At 71.0% G+C, this 362-nt stretch carries 1 protein-coding gene; it reads right to left on the reverse strand.

The window, feature by feature from the left end; genetic code table 11:
• The coding region (locus tag AC1DYG_RS20890) for a DUF4386 domain-containing protein (protein ID WP_477641735.1) at window positions 1-362 on the reverse strand (362 nt) is incomplete at both ends.

A 362-nucleotide genomic window follows, 5' to 3' on the forward strand; every position in this document is an offset into this window, starting at 1 on the left:
ATGGACGGTTCGGGGCGCAGGTCGCCCGAGGCAATGATGCGGTCGGCGACGGGAACTGCCTTGAAGCCCTTGGCGATCAGGTAGACGGCGAAGCTGACCTCCCACGCGAACACCGGCAGCGCGGAGATCGCATGGGCGGCAGGGCCGTAGAGCCCGAAGAGCACGGCGATCGCGGAGACGGTGACGAGCGGTCCGCCGACGAGCCCGAGCACGGCGATGGGCCGGGGCGCGAGGTCCGACCGGTACACCAGGTAGGCCAGCAGCAGGCTGTTCACGCCCAGCACCACGCTCGGGCCGAGCAGGAACGTCCAGTCGTGGATGGCGACCAGCGCCTGCCCGACCGCGCCGAGTGCGCCCTCGTC

The organism is Pedococcus sp. P1_H8, from assembly GCF_056405175.1.